The following is an 18253-nucleotide window of genomic DNA, read 5'->3' on the forward strand; positions in this document are numbered from 1 at the left end:
ACATTATTCCCTAATTTTCTTTACTTTAGGTACGAAAATAATCGATTAACCATAAGTATTCTAGCAGGTGTCTTTACAGTTGTCATTAATAATTTACTTTATTTTGGTAGAGGGGGGTCCGTCCTTTGCTAAAAGATTACATTGGGGTCGATAGATAATGTTATTGTAAGTTTACATTTACCCTAAAGCATCAAAAGTCGTTCTCTCGGTAAATGAAAGAAAGCCCATCAACCATATGTATTGACTAAAAGAAGAGACTGGAACCCCAGTCTCTCCTCCTATACCTATCCATCCAAACCCGTTTCCACATTTTTGAACTGATTAAAAAACATATTGTAATATTTTCCTTGCTGACTCATTAACGTATCGTGGTTTCCACTCTCGATAATTTCCCCATGGTCAATGACCATGATGGTGTCGGCATCGCGGATCGTATTGAGGCGGTGGGCTATGATAAAGCTGGTCCGGTTCTCCATCAATGTTAACAAGGCTTCTTGAATATGGAGCTCTGTCCTGGTGTCAATGCTGCTCGTCGCTTCATCTAGGATCAGCAGGGCGGGCTTAGCTAAAATGACTCTCGCAATCGCCAGCAGCTGCCGCTGTCCTTGGCTTAGATTCCCGCCATTTTCAGACAAGACCGTTTCATATTGGTTTGGCAGCCGTTTGATAAAAGTATCGGCATTGGCCATCTTCGCCGCGCGTTCCACCTCATCGTCCGTTGCCTTCGTATTTCCATACTTAATATTTTCCTTGATCGTCCCTGAGAATAAATACGTATCCTGGAGGACAAATCCAAAGCATCTTCTTAAACTGTCCCTTGTGTATTCCCGAATATCATGGCCATCGAGGAGAATTCTTCCGTCTGTCACGTCATAAAATCTTGTCAGGAGATTTACGATCGTCGTTTTTCCGGCGCCGGTTGGTCCGACGAACGCGGTACTACTGCCGATATCCACTTCAAAGCTGACATTTTTTAGAATCGCCACATCTGGTCGGTAACCAAAACTTACATTCTCAAATATGACATGTCCTCTTGGATTTTCTAAGGCGATTGCACCTGGGAGATCTTCTGGCTCCTCTTGTTCATCGATGATTTCAAAGACACGTTCGGCCCCAGCAACGCCAGACTGAAGAATGTTGAAAATATTCGCCAGGTCATTAAGCGGCCTGACAAATTGCCTGGAGTAGGTGATGAAGCTGGCAATTGCCCCAATCGTGATGATGCTTTTGACCGCAAGGATTCCTCCAACTACCGCGACCACTGCAAAGCCAAGGTTATTAATGACGTTCATGATCGGCATCAAAAATCCGGACCAAATTTGCGCCTTGAGGCCGACCTCACGCAGCCTCGTATTGACCACTTCAAATTCTTCGATGACCTTTTCCTCGTGATTAAAGGCTTTGACAATTTCAATTCCAGAGATTGTTTCCTCAATATGGCCATTTAATTTTCCCAGCTCCACTTGCTGGTTTTTAAACAGGACACTCGTCCGTTTGGCGATCGTTTTTGTGAGTAAAAAGACAAGCGGTACGGTTATTAAGCTTGCTAATGTCAAGATAGGGCTCAATAGTATCATCATCATTAATGACCCGGTAATGATGACCACCCCGGACATTAATTGCGTCGTTGATTGCGAGATTGTATTACTAATATTATCGACATCGTTCGATAGCCTGCTCATTAACTCACCGTGTGAACGAGAATCAAAAAAGGATACCGGCAGCTTTTGTAATTTTTTAAAAAGGGCATCCCTTAAGCTTTTGACAATTCGCTGGGAAACACCGGCCATCAGCCATCCTTGTAAAAAGGTTAACAGGCTGTCAGTCAGATACGCAGCCACCAAGATCAAGATCATCATCTCTAGAAAGCCAAAATCTACTTTCCCACCATTTATTCGCATCGAATCAATCGCTTTTCCAATCAGGAAGGGTGCAAGCAGCATCAGGGCTGCGTCCATTACAATAAAAATAAAAATAACCGTGAGCATTTTTCGTTCTTTGCCGAAGTATTGCCAAAGTCTTTGCAATGTCCCTTTAAAGTTCTTTGGCTTGACAACAGGCCCACGGCGTTGGGCTCCGCCAAAACCGCCTGGTCTCATCGGCGGCGGAGCAGGGGGAGTATTCCCAGTCTGTACGTTTCCCTTTGACACTACGGATGCACCTCCTTGCCAACTTGAGATTGGTAGATTTCCTGATAAACACGGCAATCCTTCAATAGTTCCTGATGTGTACCAACCCCAACAACTTCGCCGCGGTCGAGGACGACAATTTTATCGGCATCGATAATCGAGGTGATTCGCTGGGCAATTAATAAACAGGTAAGCCCTTTAGCATATTTCTTCAAGGCCTCCTTGATCTTCGCCTCGGTTGCGACGTCAACGGCACTTGTACTATCATCTAATATCAAAATTTCTGGTTTCTTTACTAAGGCTCTAGCAATGGAAATCCGTTGCTTTTGTCCGCCGGAAAAATTGACGCCCCCTTGGCCAATCCTTGTTTGGTAGCCCTCCGGTGACCTCTCAATAAAATCATGTGCCCCGGCCATTGTCGCCGCCGTAACCACTTCTGCATCTGTTGCCTCTTCATTACCCCAGCGAATATTTTCCGCGACACTCCCCGTAAACAAAATGTTCTTCTGTGGCACGATCGCAATTTTCTCTCGTAATTTCTTCGGACTAACCAGTTTACTATCAACACCGTCTACTTTAATCGTACCGCCCACCGTATCGTAGAAACGGGGGATGAGTCCGACCAGCGTGCTTTTCCCTGATCCTGTTGAGCCGATGATTCCTACTGTCTCTCCAGGTAGGATGGTAAGATTAATATTTTTTAAGATTGGCTCGCCTGTTGCTTGTTCATAGGAAAAAGAAACATTTTCAAAGTCGATTCGGCCTTTTTCAATAGAATTTAACCTAAGTTCCTCATTCCAAGAAACGCTATCCACTTGAGAAAATACCTCATCGATTCTCCCTGCCGACGCCTTTGCTCTAACAAACATCGTAAAAACCATCGAGATCATCATCAATGAAAATAGGATTTGCGTCATATAGTTGATAAAGGCAATAATATGGCCGACCTGAATATCGCCCGTATTCACGCCATTGCCGCCGATCCAAAGGACAACAACAATTCCTAGATTAACGGTAAGCATTATCGCTGGGCTGAAGGAGGACATCAGTCGATTTGCTGAAATGGCTTGATTTTTATACTGGTCATTTACCCTCGTAAACTTGCCAACCTCGACATCAAAGCGATTAAACGCCTTCACAACTCGGACCCCGGATAGGTACTCCCGCATGACACTATTCACCCGGTCCAATCCATTTTGAACACGGGAAAAGAGGGGAAAGCCCAATCTCATATTAAAGATGATTAATAGCGCGACAATTGGAACCACAACCGCCAGGACCACGGAAAGCTGCAGGTTTAACCGTGTGGCCATAATTAAACCACCAATAGCAAGCAACGGGGCTTTGACAAAAATCCTCATCAATCCATTTACAAACACCTGGACTTGTGTCACATCATTCGTCAGTCTGGTAACAAGGGAGGCGCGGTCAAATTTATCGATGTTTTTAAACGAAAGCGTTTGAATTTTTTTGAATAAGTCCGACCTTAACTCCGTCCCGAAGTTTTGTGAAACAATACTAGCGACTACACTTCTAGTGGAAGCAGCGATTGCTCCACAGGCCGTAATGAGCAGCATAAATCCGCCCATTTTCAAAACATAACCAATATCCTTGTTGGCCACACCTTCATCAATAATTTTCGCCATAATGGTTGGCTGCATCAAATCACTAATCGCCTCAATGGTGAGGAATAAAACCGCTATGCTAAAAGATTTCCAGTACTTCTTTATGTATTTTGATAGAAACTTCATTCGCTCACCCCAGCCTCTCGGAAATCCTTCTCTAGGAACATTATAAATTTTTTACTTCGATTAACCAAATAATTTACCTGTAAATGTAAGGTATATTTCGAAGGCCTTTTTGGGATTAGCATTGAAAATTCCATAAAAAAAGGGCCCACTTTTGAAATGGACCTCGAGCATTTAAGACTATTTTTGAACAGGGCTAAACTCATGAACCCACACGCGCATTTGCGGCAGCCATGGCATTCCAGGATGAATACTTAGAATCGATTGTTTATAGGCTTCCACATTTTCGAAGCCCTCACGGCGTGCATCATCATCCGTTAATTCACCTAATGACTGAGAATAGACACGGTCTACCACAAAGTCACGGCCTTCCAATGTCATGATTTCACCAGGATCCGCATAGCGGCCATTCCGGCGCGTCGCTGTTTTTTCACCTGAAAGTACCTTCTTTACATCTCCTTCAAGTGTGACTAAGCGTTCCACGGAACAAGTTTTTGGCGGCAAGGTATTGTTTTCATTTTGTGTTGTCATTTGCTTCTCCTCCTATTTCTAATTCATTTACCTATATTATCACTATCGTTATCATTTAATCCATTTTCAAGGAGAATTAGACAACCTGTCCGCCTTTATCATGGTATTTAATAATTCCTTCAGCCGCACGGTAGGCTAAGGCACCAACGGTATCCGTCGGATTATAGCCAGAGTTATGCGGAAATGCAGATGCTCCCACCACAAACAAATTATCGACGTCCCACATTTGCAAATAATTATTGACGGCCGAGGTCGTCGGATCTTTCCCCATAATCACACCGCCCGTATTGTGGGTCGATTGATAGGTGGTGATATCATATGGACCTAAATCCTTCATCGCATCGATGTGGTCTGCTCCCATTTCTTTAAGGATTCCTTCACATTTGGAGGCAAGGAACTTGGCCAGCTGCTGATCTTGATTTTCAAAATCAAAGGTAATCCGGATTAAAGGGTCCCCGTAAGCATCTTTATAACTCGGATCAAGGTCTAGATAGTGATGTTTAAAAGGCATCGAGGAACCTTGGGCGCCTACGGATAAATAGCGATTGGCATATTTAACTGACTTTTCCTTGAACTCTTTTCCCCATGTAGGCTTGCCTCCAGGGACCGGGTTATTTTGAATCGGCCTTAATCCCGTTTGACTGAGAGAAACCATCCCGCCATGAATAAAGCCAACCTTGGAGTGGTCAAAATTATCACCATTATAATCATCCAATACCATTCCGAGCGAACCGGCGCCTGCAAACGTATTAAATTCTTTATCATCAAAAAAACCTATGGCATTCCCTTTGATCACTTGATAAGCATAATTTTTCCCAATCACGCCTTTTCCTGTACCTGGATCGTAAGGTTTGCCCACATTCGACATTAATAAAAGGCGAATATTATTGAATACATAGCTTGTTAAGACGACAATATCAGCAGGCTGTTCAATTTCCTCGCCTGTTGTCACATCTGTGTACATAACCCCGGTGACCTTATTCCCCGTTTTTAATATCCTCCTCACATTTGAATGGGTTCTAATTTCAAAATTCCCCGTTTTGTTTGCGATAGGAATTACGGTTACAACCGGATCGGCCTTTGCTCCATATTCACAGCCAAAGCGCTCACAGTATCCGCAATATTGACAGGCTGATCGTGCGATTCCATCTGGATTTGTATAGGATTCAGAGAGGTTAGCAGACGGCATCATATAGGGATGGAGCTTCAATTTTTTCGCAGCCTCCTCGAACATTTGCAATGGAGGCGACTTTTTCATCGGTGGAGTTGGATACTTACTTGATCGTTTGCCAGCAAGCGGATTTTCCTCCCCGGAAATACCTGTAAGTTTTTCAAATTTATCATAATAGGGCTCAATTTGATCATAGGTAATTCCCCAATCTTGAATCGTCATTCCTGCAGGAATTTTATTTTTGCCATACCTATCAACTGTCTTACTATAGATTTCAAAATCATACGGCAAAAAACGGAAGGTCTGCCCATTCCAATGGACACCTGAACCCCCTAATCCATCTCCAAGCAGAAATGAGCCATATTGTCGCATCGGTAGTGCACGGATTCTTTCATTACTGCGAAAAGTAATCGTTTCTTTTGATAGGTCTTGCATCATCCCATAGCGCAATGCATACCGAAGTTCATCATGGACCATAAAGTAATCTTCCGTTTTTCTTTCCTTACCTCTTTCCAAACCGACCACTTTCAGTCCTTTTTTGGTCAGTTCAGACGCGATGATTCCACCTGCCCATCCCACGCCAATAATAACTACATCTACTTTCGGTAACTTCCTCACCATCGTTTCCACCTACTTCCTTAGTGATTCATATGAGATTTTAAACTTTGCGGTTTAACTTCCTTAAAATCCTTGTCAATAATGTCTGTATAAGCCATTTGACTGCCAGGATATTTCTTCATTTTCCAGCCCTCCATATTTTTATTTCCCCCGTATAATGGATCACTATAAGCACCTTCTAGTGTGGCGCCCCTAAGCATTTGAAAAAATCCACTCGGAGAAATGGTCGTTAAGCTTACTTTATCTTCCTCAAAATCTTTCAGAACGGCATCCTGCTCTTCCTCTTGTAACTCAGTGAATTTTTTCTTATAAACAGACATACTATGATTTTGAAGTTCCCTCAGCCCGATATCAAAAATATCTCTGCGCCTTAACCGTCCCTGGTAGCCTTGAACCTTTTCACCTTTGAAAAAGGGTGCCTGCATATATTCCCTTGCATTAAAGCCCCAATCACCAGCCAACTGATGGTCAATAAAGAAAGCCACACCTAGAGCCTTTGCTCCCGGCCCATGGTCATCCTCCGGAAAAATCCTTTCTGTTGCTGCTTCGGTCAATTGGAATTGTTCAGGTGTAAAATACATCAACGCCTGATTAAAGTTTTCTGCTTTTGTCTGTGTTACTTTTTCCTCTTTTTTACGATTTAAAGGGAGTAGACTGCCCAAGACACCACCAACAGCCAGCCCACCCACGGTGAAACCGGTATTACGAATGAATTTCCTTCTAGATAACGATTCTGGATTTTCCTTGTTTTCTTCAGCCATCTTTTATACCTCCATTATTTTCGACATTATTCTCTCTTAATAAATACTTTTCTCAATATGTTCCGAAATATTCCATTCATAATTATAAAATTCACGGGGAAAATACATTTTAAAAAAGGAGGCTATTTTTTATGTTTAAACAAAAATGGAAAAGCTGGGGGTTACCGTTGGCTGCCTTATTAGTGTTGTCGGGATGTTCAGCCCAAAACGGAGTGAAGGGAAATGAGGTCGGGGCTGCAGAAAATCTTGACTATCATGATCCGGCTGTTAATAAAAAAGGAAATGGGAATGTCCATGGACATCATAATAGTCCAAATGTCATTCCAAGTGTGGACAGAGCTAAGAAAGATACCACAAACAAAAATGGTCAAACAACAAGCGGGGTTGGAACGAATGTCTATAGCTTGATTGGCAGTTCCAGCCTCCATGACGGCGGGATTTCCTCCCATTTGGAATCACGCCTATCTGGAGAGGGGATTCCAGGAATAAAAGTATTTGTCTTAGATGACACCATTATTCTGGCAAGAGCACAACCGGAAGTGACCTCCACTCGCTATGATGAATTACAAAGCAAGGTGTTAAAAAACACCGCAGGAGAATCTGGAACCGGTAATCTCGATGGGGTGGACCCTTCGAAGTTGAATAACGATGACAATTTAGATCGAGCAAAAGATTTGATGGATAAAGCCTTTAATGGCCATGTTCAAATTTTAACAATTACAAACCCAAAAGCATTGCCGCTCATTGATGGAATAAAGGCAAATATTAAATTAGATACTCCTTCCTATAGCAAGCTTTCAAGTGATATCAATACCCTTGTAAAAATGACACGGGAAAAGTAGTCACATAATGAGAGGCCTGACAAAAGTCAGGCCTCTCATTATGCATTTAAATCTTTCTTTTTATAAAAAGTGAAGGTTACTACTAATAATGCGGCAATGATAATCACGGATATGACGATGAAAATCGCCTCGAGTCCACCGGCAAACATCACATTTTTTGCATCAAAATATTTAAAGGGAGTGAAGTATTTCATGCCTTCGATGTTCTCGTTCAAATCAATTGCAATCGATAACATATACGTAAGAAGAAGCACACCGGCTGCTAGAGATGGCGCTGTCTTCGGTTTCTTTTTTACAGCCGCAAGCGCGCTTCCGATGACCATAAACAAAACCTGTAAAATAAACATGCCTACCATGGTAAGGGCGATATCCCCATTAACCGCTTCACCTGCGCTATTGTATTTCCCAACCAAAATAATCAATGAAACCCAGGTGACAAGATTGAAGATGACAATATTAGTGAAGGCGGCCAATAATTTTGCGCTAATAATGGTATTTCTGGAAACTGGTTTGACAAAGAGAAACTCCGCTGTTTTGTCCCGTTCTTCTTTGGCAATAATTGAAGCTCCGAGCATCGCGGCATGGATCGTCGCCATTAATAATAAATAAATATACAGCAAGGAATAATAACCGCTAATCTTTGATAAATCAACGACACCGAAACCCATGACTGCCTTCATCGATTTGGGCAGATCGGAAATCAGATCATTGATTGATTGGCCCGATGAGGAATAGGCCTCATATTTAGCCATGCCTGATGCCACCATGAGGAAGACACCGATGCTCCAAAATATCAGCGATTTCCGATAAGATTTCAGTTCTTTCAAAAATATATTCATGACCAAACCCCTCCATTTCGCAGCTATACAGCGTGGATATCCTTTTTTAAATAAACAAAATAACTCGCCGCGATGGCCAGAATGATAATAACGGCGCCAGCCACTAAAAAGGATGCTTCGAAGCTTTCATGCTTGATGATATGGGCGGTGTCAAAATACTTAAACGGCGAAATATAGCGTTTTGCTTCCTCACCCGTTGTGCTGCTAAAAAACCCCAGAAAATAGAACGCAAAGACGGTCGTAAGGGAGACGGTTAATACCGACTTAATCTTAGGGACAACCACCGACATCATCACCCCTAAGGCTAGGAAAATCAGCTGGATAAAAAACATCGTCAGTGAAAGCATAATAAGTACCTTCAGGCTAAAGTCATCTGTCTTGACATTAAATGCCAGAATTATCGTTACAGCTAGATAGATAATATTAGTAATGATGAGCGAGACAAAGGCTGCCATCAGTTTCGCTGTTAGAACAGTTGGCCGGGTAACAGGCTTCGTTAACAGAAAATCGGCTGTCTTTTCGCGGACTTCCTTACTGACAATGCTCGTGCCAAGATTCATCCCCTGAATTGCTCCACACAGTGTAATGAATGACAACGGAAAACAATAGAAACCTAGAATGGTAAAGAAATTCCCAAGGTTAAAGCCGATGGCATTCCTGATGGCCTCGGGATAGCCTTTCATGATTTTTTGGAAATCCTCTGCATCCTTAGCAAAGGCAGGATAGAATGACATAAATAGAGCGATGATCAACACTAACGATACCGACCAAATAATCGTCGACTTCCGATAAGCCTTCAATTCATGAAAAAAGATATTCATAGTCTTAGGCCTCCTTTTCGTAGTAATGCATAAAGATCTCCTCAAGGTCTGGCTCTTCAATCCACAGATTCACAAGTTCAATGTCAGCAATCTTTTTCAAGATAGCATTGATGTTTCCTCTAAATAAAAAGCTAGTCGTCGTGTCCCTAACTTCTAAATTATTGACGCCGCTGATGCTGAAGTAGCTTGGATCGAGCGGTGCTTTCGTTTCAATTTTGAACTTTTTATAGTTGTTTTCTTGTAAGGTACTAATCTTTTCAACCGTGACGATTTTACCTTCTTTAATGATCGCAACACGGTTACATAAGCGTTGAACCTCGCTAAGTATGTGAGAGGAAAAGAGGATCGTCGCCCCTTTTTTGTTCTCTTCCTCTAAGAGTTCAAAGAATTTTTGCTGCATGAGCGGGTCAAGTCCGCTGGTTGGTTCGTCAAGGATAATCAGCTTCGGTTCATGAAGCAGCCCTTGAACAATCCCCACCTTCTTTTTATTTCCCAGGGAGAGATCATCAATTTTTTTATTAAGGTCGAGGTCCATAATTTCAGCCAATTCCTTGATTCGCTTACTGCAATCCTTTTTATAAAAACTAGCTGAATATTTTAATAGATCCTTAACCTTCATATTGTCATAGTAAAAAACTTCAGAAGGCAAATAACCGATTTCCTTTTTAATTTCAGGTGCAAATTGAACACAGTCTTTGCCAAAGATGGTCGCACTGCCGCTGGTAGGGTAGATAAGCGACAAGAGTGTTCGGATTGTGGTTGATTTACCGGCGCCATTTGGCCCAATGAAACCAAAAATCTCGCCTTCTTCGACATGAAAGCTAATGTCCGTGATCCCTCTCGACTTGCCATACGTCTTTGTCAAATTGTTAATTTCAATTACATTCATCGTGACAGCCTCCTATTTGTAGAAACATTTAATCAAAACCTCAAAATACTCCTCTGCTTCGGCTTGGATCACTTGATAGTTAATCTCGTGGGTTGGCGACAACTTGGCTTTTTGTATCGCCTCATCACTCATCTTTTCAAACGTCCAGTTGATGATTTTTACTATTTTTGTCAGATCGACATCATCTCTAAATTTGGAAAAATCAATCCCCTCATACGCCCTTTCCATATTGATATGTGTCAGTTCTGATTTTTTTCTATCAAATTCAATCTTAATTTCAGCAGATTCCTCCAAAAATACCTCTTGGATAAACTTAAAGATATCTGGATACGTCCCAAGCATATCCGCTTTGATCATGATGGCATGCCGCATACGCCTAAAAAAGTCAGTCTCTTGGAAATTAATTTTCTTGTAAAATTCGTCGGTAACGAGTTCGTAGCAATAATCAAATAAAAATAAGAACAGCTGCTTTTTGTTCTGAAAATAATGAAACAGCAATCCCTTTGAAATACCCGCCTCTTTGACGATTTCATTGGTCGATGCTCGGTCATATCCTTTCTCAGCAAATTCCTTTATGGCGGCATTAATAATTCGGTCTTGTTTTTCTTTATCTAAGTTGAGAAATTTTGAAAACATTGTCGCGGCCCTCCTATTTCGGTTATTGACCACATCAGTCAATCACATTGTACTCCCGTTGACTCATTCGGTCAATATCAGTCAAGCCCTATTTTTTTACAAAAATATGAAATAGTTGTTTGAAGTATAGTATGCCCTTTGGGGACGTGCTACGATGCAAGATGACAGATAGATTTTAAGGAGGTGATTGTAGATTACTATTAACGACAGAGTTGTATCATTACGGAGGTGATCGAAGATTATTATTAAAGACAGAGATGTATCATTGATGGAGGTGATGGAAGATTATTATTAAAGACAGAGATGTATCATTGACGTTAGAAGGATTAATTGCAGCTCAGCAGCGGTTATCAGCTGGCCATTCGCTCCAGCCAGTACTGGCTGCTAAACGAGCATCCGTTGAGGCGGGTATTGGAGGAGAGGAAAGAGTAGCAGAAGTCTTCCGGAAGCACCCATTTTCAGTTGAACACCACATTTTCCACGATTTATCTCCCGCATGGTCCGAAAATTTTCAAATGGATACGTTTGGGCTGACTCCTTGGGGTGGCGTGGTTTTAGAGGTAAAGAATATTGGCGGAAGCCTGGAGTTCAAGGACAATCCCCCTCAATTAATCCGAACACGAGAGGATGGACATAAGGATGGTTTTGAGAATCCTGTTGTCCAATTGGAAAGAAATCGTGGGTTAATTAGTGATTGGTTTCTGAATCGAAACATCCTGCTCCCAATCTACGGGGCAGTCGTTTTGGCTTACCCGAAACAAATGGTTACCGTTCCTCCTGCAAAGACTAAAATCTTGTTCCCCAGCTTAATCTCCTCATTTATGAAAAGCATCCCACAACAAGCAAATAAGTTGGACCAAGAAACCTTTCAATGGCTGTCTGCCGAACTTCTAAAAAGTCATCAACCGTTTATCCCAAAACCGATATGCGCAGCCTACGGTATTCCTTTCGGGGATTTTCGTTCTGGGGTGAGGTGCTTGCCATGCGGCAGGTTTGGCATGGTGAAGCTGCCCCGGACCTGGCGCTGCCCATATTGTGGAGCGAATGATCATCTTGCCCACCTTAGGACTTTACGAGAGTGGTTTTTGATTTGTAATAGAACCATCACGAATAAGGAATGCCGGGAGTTTTTGGGGGTAGGGGATATCCATACAGCCAAACGCATATTGCTAGGTATGAATTTGCGAAGCCAGGGGACTTATCGAGATCGTTGTTATTTTATGGATTTTAGCTGTAAAAACCTCAGCCAGAACCAGGAAACCATAATAATTCACAATTGAGGAGTAGTTTCGCCGGTAATTGACTCTTATCCACCAGTAATTGGAGCTTATCCTCCAGTATTGGATAGTTATCCGCCAGTTATTTCGGCTTTCGCCAGTAAAGTGGACTTATCCACCAGTTAATAGCGCCTATCCGCCAGTATTGGATAGTTATCCGCCAGTTATTTCGGCTTTCGCCAGTAAAGTGGACTTATCCGCCAGTTAATAGCGCTTATCCGCCAGTATTGGATAGTTATCCGCCAGTTATTTCGGCTTTCGCCAGTAAAGTGGACTTATCCGCCAGTTAATAGCGCCTATCCGCCAGTATTGGATAGTTATCCGCCAGTAAACCACACCATTCAAAAAGTTTCTAAAAACGTGTAACCGCTCTCTCATAGTGATATGATAATCATGAATTCATCCAAAAAAGGGGAGTGTAGTACAATTGAAAACCGAACTCATTGAAAGATTTACTTCCTATGTAAAAGTGGACACACAATCCAATGAAAACAACGAAACTTGTCCTTCAACAGAGGGGCAGTGGACATTAGCCCGCATGCTTGTCGAGGAATTGCAAACCATCGGGATGCATGAAGTTACCATCGACGAGAACGGCTACGTGATGGCGACCTTACCGTCAAACACAGAAAAAGTAGTGCCCACCATCGGCTTCCTGGCCCATGTTGACACTGCCACTGACTTTACTGGAAAAAACGTTAACCCGCAAATCGTCGAAAATTATGATGGCAACGAAATCGTCTTAAACGAGGCGCTAAAAGTTGTGATGTCTCCGAAGGATTTTCCAAGCCTACCCGACTATAAAGGCCACACACTAATTACTACCGACGGGACCACATTGCTTGGAGCGGACAACAAAGCCGGCATCACTGAAATCATGACAGCAATGGCTTACCTGATTAACCATCCGGAAATTAAGCACGGTAAGGTCCGCTGTGCGTTCACCCCAGATGAGGAAATTGGCAGAGGTCCCCATAAGTTTGACGTTGCGGCCTTCGATGCGAAGCATGCTTATACCGTCGATGGCGGTCCGCTAGGTGAGTTAGAATACGAGAGCTTCAATGCGGCAGCGGCGAAAATCACGATCAAAGGAAACAATATTCATCCTGGTTCCGCAAAAGACAAAATGGTCAACTCGATGAAAATTGCGATGGAATTACATAGCCAACTCCCAGCACAGGAAGCACCAGAACATACTGAAGGATACGAAGGCTTCTTCCATCTGCTATCATTCAATGGAGATGTCGAGCTCACAAAGCTCCACTATATTATCAGAGATCATGACATGGAAACCTTCAAGTCGAGAAAAGCGTTGATCGAAAACATCGTCAATGGACTCAAGGCAAAATACGGTACAGACACCTTCAACCTCGAACTGAACGATCAATATTACAACATGGGTGAAAAAATCAAGCCGGTCATGGAAATTGTCGACATTGCCCATGAAGCGATGGTGAACCTAGACATTAAGCCAATTGTCAAACCAATCCGCGGCGGCACCGATGGCTCCCAGCTTTCTTACATGGGACTGCCAACACCAAATATCTTTACAGGCGGCGAAAATTTCCACGGCAAATTTGAGTTTATCTCCGTGGATAATATGATCAAAGCTACCAACACCGTCATTGAAATCATCAAATTAACAGAACAAAAAGCTTAAATTTTAACAAAAAAAGCTAACCTTTACTAAAAACAAGGTTAGCTTTTTCATAAAATAAGAGCTGCTGCGCACTGTTGAAGACTAGAAACGGTTTCTTCAAGCTGGGTATTCAACTGCGCAACAGACCATTTCCCGCCGTTCTCCACTAGGTCCTTCTGAATCAGCAGGATCATCCACATCGAAAACACGGTCGCAAATAAATAATACTCTTTGAAAAAATAATCCCGATCAATCTCAAACTTAACTAGACTAAGATAGGACTCCAAGATGCGATCCCGAAGTGGACTGGTTATTTTTTTCGGGAAGAGGGGATGGGACATATCAATGAGATGGTACAAATCCCAGTACGGTGAGTTAAGATGGGTATGCTCCCAGTCCAATATCTTCAACTCATCGCCGACGATCGCAAAATTCCCCGTATGTAAATCGCCATGGGTTAACACCTTTTTCTCTAAAAAATCCAGGTGATTAATTTGTGAGAAAATGGCATCGATGAGCTCTTCCTCGATTTTTAACGATGGCAATAGGCGGTAAAACTCATCCTTCTGATCACAAACATCTGATACTATTTCCTCTATTTTTGGCTTCAAACCTGTTACCGGGACATTTCCCAATTCCTCAATGGGGAGCGAATGCCACCACGCCACCCATTTGATCACACCCATTACACTTTCTTCTTTAAATTCGTGGGAGAGTGGGCCAAGATCCTCAAGAATCATCCAGTTTAAATCAGTCCGTTCACTTATGGAATAGGAGATAATTTTTGGATAAATCGCTGGAAATATGGGGAGAATATGTTCATGGACCCAGACCTCTTTGCCTAATTGGCCATCGTTTGTCAGTGGTTTAAAAATATAGCTAGTTGATGGAGTTAGGTAGAATCTTTCTACAAATCTCCCATTCATCCCCTTATAGAGGATTTCCTTTTTAAGGATGATCTCCTCATTTAAATTTCCATTAGCCCGGACAATATTGTTAAGCAATTCCATGGGCTCACCACCGCATCTATTAATAGTTTCATAGATTTATTTATTTTCAACTATGACTATAATGTTTATTCTTATTCACAACAAATGAAATGCATTACAGAATATTTCCTACCTGTTTGGTCAAAATAACATTGGTTCGATTTTTCAAGGAGGTTAAGCAGAATGGATAACAAAAGTACACACGAATTTGTAGAACAGCTTCATGAAAAACAGGAAAAAGATAAGAGAAATAAAGAACGTCAAGCAACAGGCCAAAAAAGTCAAAGGATGCCTAATAAACAGCATTAATTACAAAAAAGGGCCAAACCTCTCAACCGCGCATAGGCGGTGTGTGAGGTCTGGCCCTTTTAATTTATTTATTCATGTTTGCAAGAAATCCGCCAAGTAAGTCGTCAATATCCGGCTCGACTTCGTTTTCCTCTTCTTCAATTAACGGCTGCTTTTCTTTTGCAATTTCCCAATCAAACTCACTGAGGTCATCTTCCATATCACTTAAGTCGATAGGGGAGGGCGGGACCTCCTTACCTACAGCGACCTGCAGATAACTTTCATCTCTTTGAAGTTCCTCGGGAAATACTTCTTCCTGAAGGTACAAAGCTTCGTCGATATCGATTGAATGACTATTTAATGAAGCAAGCAGCGAAGTCGAGCGAACCGGGTCAGAAATCAGCTGAAAGAGAATACTTCCAAGTAATGCTTCAGAATGTTCATGCTTTAACCAATTTCGCTGGGCTTTCGTTAACTTCTGGGGGAGGGGGATCGTAATTGTCTCCTTTTCCCTCGAAACAGAACTACTCACACCTTGCATCACAAACTCTGCAATTTTACTGGAAAAATTCCTTCTTTCTGTATCCTTCAACTTTTGTAAATGTTTTAAAATATGGTCAGGTGTATCAGAGGGGACACGAAAGGATATCGCTTGACCCCGCTGAACCTCATTTGAGGCTGCTTTTTTCATATAATCACCTTACTTAGCTTTTTACAGGTTCAACTCTAACTGGCTTTTGTTTCTCTGCTTTACGAACAAAGTCGTTGATGAGTTTATAATATGCATTGGCCATCATCCAAATACTCTCTTTTTCATCTTCAAAGAAATCAATATTATAACCGTCTAAATTGTTATTTAACGTTTTAAGATATTCCTTTAAGACATTGGCTCCGCCACCGACAAAGTAACAAATTTCCGTTTGCGAATTTCTCTGCCAAACATTACGTAATAAACGATATTGTTTTTTAGCTAAATCAAGCAGGATTCGGTCGGTAATATCATGAACGCTTGTCCGGCTACCTTTAACCATAATATGATTACGATCGCTTTTCTTAGTGATAATCTCAACCACATCACGGCGGCTATCGAGTTCAACCCCATGCTTTGTTCTAATCTCTTCGCGAATGGCTTCTAATGATTCTGAAACCCCTAGATTAAATCCTTGTGCTTTATCATCATCAACATTACGATTTTTGATGACTGCAATATCCGTTGATAATCCGCCGATATCTTGAATTAAGATGCGCTTATCAATAAGTTCCTTATTGATTATTTTCCCGCTGTTGTCCAAAACAAGGTTAATAAATGCAGCGAATCCTTCAGGATATACTTTTACTTCTTCAAATTTAATATTTACTTTCAATCCTTGGTACTTTGGTGTGACAAGGAATTCAACTTGATGAACGGAACCAACTAATTTAGAACGATAGCCAGCATCCTTGCCTTCTTTTACTTCACGAAGGGGAAGACCTGTTCCCAATGTATAGTTAGCATCAATCACATTTTTTGTACGCGGAAAACCATGTGAATTATTTTCCTTTACTGCGTCTAAAGCTAATGTTGCAAAAAGCATAATTAACGTTTGATCTTCCTCTGACTTGCTGCTGCCAGGGTCTAGTTCAGTGGCGTTAATACTTTTAGTAGCTAAATTACCAATACGATAAATTCCGTTGTTCTCTTTTAAAGCAGGGGAGTGGACTTTGATGTGAATTCCATCCAATGGATTTTTATTATCAAGTTCTTCAATCCCAATAACAGGTCGATCTTCTGTATCCCTAGCAATTATGTTAGGAATATTCAATTCATAGTCTAGTTCTCCGAAAATGGCCTTAATGGAGTCATTCCCAACATCAATAGCTGCAACTCTGGATTTAGTCATAAACATCATTCCTCTTCATTTATAGATTTATTTTTTAAAAGTAGTTATGTAATTCTAGTTACACCTTTAAGGGTATAGAAGATTGATAGATTCTTCAATGATTTATAAGTAAAAAAAATATAACTGTAAAAATGTAAACAACATGTAAACTTCAGAAGGATGTAAACATTATTGTATACAACGATAACAAACTTGTAAACATCGTGCAACTCCAAAGTGTACACAGTTTTGTATACATGTAAACACTTTCGTAAACACAAAGTATACAAATTGTATACAAATATACATAAACCGTAAACATGTATGCGGAAATGTATACAAACACACCAGTAACGTAAACATGTATTCAAAATTGTATACTTGCCAATGCCCTGCTGTCCGATCCACCCTCTATTGATCAATACTTTTATCAGCAAAAAAGCACCCCCTTTAATGTGTGCTTTAACCATTAATTTATCATGAGGGAGGAAGAAGGACACAGGTCCCCTACTCATCACTCATCGAGCTGGCAACCATATATTTTCCTACATATAAGCACTACCATTTCTCCTTGTAATTTTACCAGCCCGTCACTACTTCATTTTTCCTATTAAGTTTGTATTCCTCTAACAAATAGGAACTATTTGAATCAACAGCCTCATCTTTGTCGAGATAATCCCACTGATTGTTGCTGACAAGAGCTTGAGGATTATTATTCATGTTATATCATCGAGAACTCATCATCTGCCTTCAGAGCTTATTTAGCCAGTCTTCATGAAACGAGAAGTATCCAGTCAACAACATTCCACACCGTCCTCTAGCCAGCCTGTTTTCAGGTATCGCTGTTATCAAGTTTTTGTAAACAACGATTACAAACTTGTACACACAGCGCCATTACGCGATGTGTACGAATTTGTATACATGTTTACGCCTTTGTAAACACAAAGTATACAAAATGTAAACATGTATGCAGAAATGTATACTTGCCGATGATCCCTCAATGTCCGATCTCACATAGATTTAAGTGCCCCTCCCCTCTTCTAAAATCGTTAACTAATAAACTATTAAACCAGATTACTTGTAAAAATTTAATCTATAAGTTTGTTATTAATTAGCGAAGAATAGTAGATTATCACTAATTTTGTCGTAATGTAATTTTAATATTCACAACATTCAGTCACTATTGTATGATTAAAAATGCACTATAGACAAATTA

17 protein-coding genes are annotated in these 18253 nt (G+C 41.2%); 4 read left to right on the forward strand and 13 right to left on the reverse strand.

The window, feature by feature from the left end; translation table 11 throughout:
• Positions 1–284 precede the first annotated feature (284 nt).
• The 5 genes from CCK98_RS00335 to CCK98_RS00355 form a co-directional block, all read right to left on the reverse strand.
• Positions 285–2099: an ABC transporter ATP-binding protein gene (locus CCK98_RS00335; protein WP_088090237.1), complete on the reverse strand. Its 1815-nt coding sequence runs from the start codon at positions 2097–2099 to the stop codon at positions 285–287.
• A gap of 50 nt (positions 2100–2149) precedes the next feature.
• A complete protein-coding gene (locus CCK98_RS00340; protein WP_088084817.1) occupies positions 2150–3880 on the reverse strand; it encodes an ABC transporter ATP-binding protein in 1731 nt (576 codons plus the stop codon).
• Between the two features lie 177 nt (positions 3881–4057).
• Positions 4058–4408: an ASCH domain-containing protein gene (locus CCK98_RS00345; protein ID WP_088084818.1), complete on the reverse strand. Its 351-nt coding sequence runs from the start codon at positions 4406–4408 to the stop codon at positions 4058–4060.
• A gap of 76 nt (positions 4409–4484) precedes the next feature.
• Positions 4485–6200 (reverse strand): GMC family oxidoreductase, encoded by a 1716-nt coding sequence (locus tag CCK98_RS00350; RefSeq protein ID WP_088084819.1) that lies wholly within the window; start codon positions 6198–6200, stop codon positions 4485–4487.
• Between the two features lie 17 nt (positions 6201–6217).
• A complete protein-coding gene (locus CCK98_RS00355) occupies positions 6218–6958 on the reverse strand; it encodes a gluconate 2-dehydrogenase subunit 3 family protein (RefSeq protein WP_088084820.1) in 741 nt (246 codons plus the stop codon).
• A gap of 131 nt (positions 6959–7089) precedes the next feature.
• Here CCK98_RS00355 and CCK98_RS00360 point away from each other — a divergent pair, with 131 nt between their 5' ends.
• On the forward strand, positions 7090–7800 hold the full coding sequence (locus tag CCK98_RS00360) for a hypothetical protein (protein WP_088084821.1): 711 nt from the start codon (positions 7090–7092) through the stop codon (positions 7798–7800).
• Positions 7801–7838: 38 nt separating this feature from the next.
• Here the strand turns inward: CCK98_RS00360 and CCK98_RS00365 are convergent, their stop codons facing one another.
• From CCK98_RS00365 to CCK98_RS00380, 4 genes are read right to left on the reverse strand one after another with little or no spacing between them, the layout of a single operon-like run.
• On the reverse strand, positions 7839–8639 hold the full coding sequence (locus CCK98_RS00365) for an ABC transporter permease subunit (protein ID WP_088084822.1): 801 nt from the start codon (positions 8637–8639) through the stop codon (positions 7839–7841).
• A 23-nt stretch (positions 8640–8662) separates the two neighbouring features.
• Complete coding sequence (locus CCK98_RS00370) at positions 8663–9460, reverse strand: ABC transporter permease subunit (protein WP_088084823.1); 798 nt, start codon at positions 9458–9460, stop codon at positions 8663–8665.
• A 4-nt stretch (positions 9461–9464) separates the two neighbouring features.
• The gene (locus tag CCK98_RS00375; RefSeq protein WP_088084824.1) at positions 9465–10349 is read right to left on the reverse strand and encodes an ABC transporter ATP-binding protein; all 885 of its coding nucleotides are present in this window, start codon (positions 10347–10349) and stop codon (positions 9465–9467) included.
• A 12-nt stretch (positions 10350–10361) separates the two neighbouring features.
• The gene (locus CCK98_RS00380) at positions 10362–10985 is read right to left on the reverse strand and encodes a TetR/AcrR family transcriptional regulator (RefSeq protein WP_088084825.1); all 624 of its coding nucleotides are present in this window, start codon (positions 10983–10985) and stop codon (positions 10362–10364) included.
• Between the two features lie 311 nt (positions 10986–11296).
• Between CCK98_RS00380 and CCK98_RS00385 the strand changes: the two genes are divergently transcribed.
• Together CCK98_RS00385 and pepT are read left to right on the forward strand one after the other, a co-directional pair.
• Positions 11297–12265, forward strand: coding sequence for a nuclease-related domain-containing protein (locus tag CCK98_RS00385; RefSeq protein ID WP_256942219.1), 969 nt, complete (start codon positions 11297–11299; stop codon positions 12263–12265).
• A gap of 424 nt (positions 12266–12689) precedes the next feature.
• Positions 12690–13922, forward strand: coding sequence for a peptidase T (gene pepT, locus CCK98_RS00390; protein WP_088084826.1), 1233 nt, complete (start codon positions 12690–12692; stop codon positions 13920–13922).
• A gap of 47 nt (positions 13923–13969) precedes the next feature.
• Here the strand turns inward: pepT and CCK98_RS00395 are convergent, their stop codons facing one another.
• Positions 13970–14911, reverse strand: a complete 942-nt coding sequence (locus tag CCK98_RS00395) for a phosphotransferase (RefSeq protein ID WP_088084827.1) — start codon at positions 14909–14911, stop codon at positions 13970–13972.
• Positions 14912–15073: 162 nt separating this feature from the next.
• Here CCK98_RS00395 and CCK98_RS00400 point away from each other — a divergent pair, with 162 nt between their 5' ends.
• Complete coding sequence (locus tag CCK98_RS00400; RefSeq protein ID WP_088084828.1) at positions 15074–15199, forward strand: DUF4023 domain-containing protein; 126 nt, start codon at positions 15074–15076, stop codon at positions 15197–15199.
• Between the two features lie 64 nt (positions 15200–15263).
• Here the strand turns inward: CCK98_RS00400 and CCK98_RS00405 are convergent, their stop codons facing one another.
• The 3 genes from CCK98_RS00405 to CCK98_RS35090 all read right to left on the reverse strand — a co-directional run bounded on the left by CCK98_RS00405 (position 15264) and on the right by CCK98_RS35090 (position 17757).
• Entirely contained in the window at positions 15264–15869 is a 606-nt protein-coding gene (locus tag CCK98_RS00405) for a hypothetical protein (protein WP_088084829.1), read from the reverse strand.
• A gap of 13 nt (positions 15870–15882) precedes the next feature.
• On the reverse strand, positions 15883–17058 hold the full coding sequence (locus CCK98_RS00410; RefSeq protein WP_088084830.1) for a ParM/StbA family protein: 1176 nt from the start codon (positions 17056–17058) through the stop codon (positions 15883–15885).
• Positions 17059–17616: 558 nt separating this feature from the next.
• Positions 17617–17757, reverse strand: a complete 141-nt coding sequence (locus CCK98_RS35090) for a hypothetical protein (protein WP_179195681.1) — start codon at positions 17755–17757, stop codon at positions 17617–17619.
• Positions 17758–18253: the final 496 nt, after the last annotated feature.

The sequence above is a fragment of the Bacillus sp. OV166 genome (genome assembly GCF_900177675.1).
In the GTDB taxonomy this organism is placed as follows: Bacteria; Bacillota; Bacilli; order Bacillales; family Cytobacillaceae; genus Neobacillus.